Annotated in this window: 1 protein-coding gene and 1 pseudogene; both read left to right on the forward strand. The window is 49.6% G+C overall.

Going from position 1 to position 2,556, the window contains the following annotated elements:
- A pseudogene (locus tag AC6F7T_RS02110) lies at positions 1-250 on the forward strand (Ppx/GppA phosphatase family protein); the annotation flags it as partial.
- Positions 251-520: 270 nt separating this feature from the next.
- The coding region (locus tag AC6F7T_RS02115; protein ID WP_500716317.1) for an SNF2-related protein at positions 521-2,556 on the forward strand (2,036 nt) is incomplete at its 3' end.

The following is a 2,556-nucleotide window of genomic DNA, read 5'->3' on the forward strand; positions in this document are numbered from 1 at the left end:
CGGCGGCATCGTGCGGCTGGCCGATGGCCTTGACCGCCGGCGCAATCGTCAGGTTGAAAAAATTGAGTGCCGACTGACCGACCAAAGTTTTGAAATGTCCCTCATCAGCGCGCGCGAAATGTCGGTAGAACTCTACGGCGCTCGCAGCAAATGTGACCTGTTCGAACAGGCCTTTGAGCGCCCCCTGAACATCAGCGCCACTACCGTTCACCCTGTTCCTTCCCTTTATGGAAAAACATTCCCCCTGTGATCGCCTCCAGAGCATATCCCAGAAGGTTAACGGGGCTTTTTTCTGGCACATCCAGCATCAATGTCTTAGTATGTGGGCTGTTTTGATAACTGGGGGATATGATGCAGCCAACAACATCGTCAATCCAATCTCTATAGCCGCTTTTTCACCCTTCATTGGTGAGGCGGTTTTTTATTTCAATTTTCACAGCCGCATTTACATCAGTACTGTGTGAGTAAAGATTCAGGCAGTCACTAAGAAAGCATCAACATCCTAAGGCAGGAAGCCGGCATGCAGATTATCGACAATATCAATACGTTGCTTGGGGATGATCTGAAAACGGTCATCGCTCGCGGCTCTAAGTTGAAAATTGCTGCGTCCTGCTTTTCGATCTATGCTTTTCAAGCCCTTAAAGAGCAGCTTGAATCCGTTGAATCACTTGAGTTTATCTTTACATCCCCTACCTTTGTCCCTGATGAAGTCACCGATAGAATCAGAAAAGAGCGCCGGGAGTTCCATATTCCCAAGGCTGAGCGTGAGCGCAGTTTCTATGGCAGTGAGTTTGAAATCCAGCTGAAAAACAAACTGACGCAGCGAGCTATAGCAAAGGAGTGTGCTGACTGGATGCGCCGTAAGGCTGTGTTTCGCTCCAACCGGGGCAAGGCTCCCATGCAGCAGTTTGCCTGTGTTCAGGATGGTGAGCCGAAAGCCGCCTACATGCCATTGCATGGATTTACTGCCGTTGATCTAGGCTACCAGCAGGGCAATGCCGTCTCGAATTTTGTCAACAAGCTGGATGATTCCGTCACAACCTCCGCCTACCTGAATCTGTTTAACCAGATATGGAATGACCCAGACAAACTCGAAGATGTGACGGAACGTCTCTGTGACCATATCGCATCCGTCTATCAGGAAAATTCCCCTGAGCGGATTTACTTCCAGATGCTTTACAACATCTTCACCGAGTTTCTTGAAGACATATCAGAAGATGTTCTGCCCAATGACCGCACCGGTTTTCAGGACAGTCTGATCTGGCAAAAGTTGTTCAACTTTCAGCGGGATGCTGCAACCGGGATCATCAACAAGCTGGAAACTTTTAACGGCTGTATTCTGGCAGATAGTGTCGGCCTCGGTAAAACCTTCACAGCCCTGGCTGTCATCAAATATTACGAACTACGCAACCGCTCGGTTCTGGTGTTGTGCCCCAAAAAACTTGCCGATAACTGGCTCAACTACAACCGCAACCTGAAAACCAATATCTTCGTCAAGGATCGCTTTAATTACGATGTGCTGTGCCACACTGATCTGCAACGCACCAGCGGCGAATCGTATGGTATTCCCCTCAATCGGATTAACTGGGGGAACTACGATCTGGTGGTGATTGATGAATCCCATAACTTCCGCAATAACGATGTTTACAAAGACCGGGAAACCCGCTACCAGAAGCTGCTGAACTCGGTCATTCGCGAAGGCGTCAAAACCAAGGTGCTGATGCTTTCAGCTACCCCGGTTAATAACCGCTTTAATGATCTGCGCAACCAGCTTGCTTTAGCCTATGAAGGGGACGCCGACAATCTGAACAGCAGGCTGCGCACTAATAAGGGAATTGACGAAATCTTTCGCCGGGCACAAGCGGCGTTTAATGCCTGGTCGACCCTGCCTGCCGAAGAGCGTACCGCTACAGCGATCCTCAATGCCCTCGACTTTGATTTTTTTGAATTACTCGACAGCGTTACCATCGCCCGCTCCCGTAAACATATTGAAACCTTTTATGACACGGCAGATATTGGGGACTTTCCGGAACGCCGCAAGCCCCTCTCATTCCACTGTCAGCTGACCCATCGCAGTGACGTTATCGGTTTCAATGAGATTTTTGCGCAGCTATCGATTCTCAAGCTGGCGGTCTATGCTCCGGTCAGCTACATTTTGCCAAGCCGTTTGCCCAAGTATGAAGAAATCTACGACACCGAGGTCAGTGGCGGTAAGGGGAAGCTCCGTCAGGTCGATCGTGAACGGAGCTTGCAGGCACTGATGACCATCAACCTGCTCAAGCGCCTTGAAAGCTCCGTTGAAGCCTTTCGCTTGACCTTGACAAAGCTGAAGAACAACCACCTCAACACCCTGGCGGCCATTGCTGCATTTAAGGAAACCGGGACCGATGCTGGTTTTACTGATGTTGCAACAGCCTTTCAAAACACTGACCCTGACGATGATGATTTGCCGGATATTGATAGTGCCATGATCGGCGGTAAGATCAAAATCAGACTGTCCGATATGGATTTGCCCAGTTGGGAATATGAACTTGAAGGGGATCTGGAGGTCATCGA

Source organism: Pelovirga sp. (assembly GCF_059864205.1).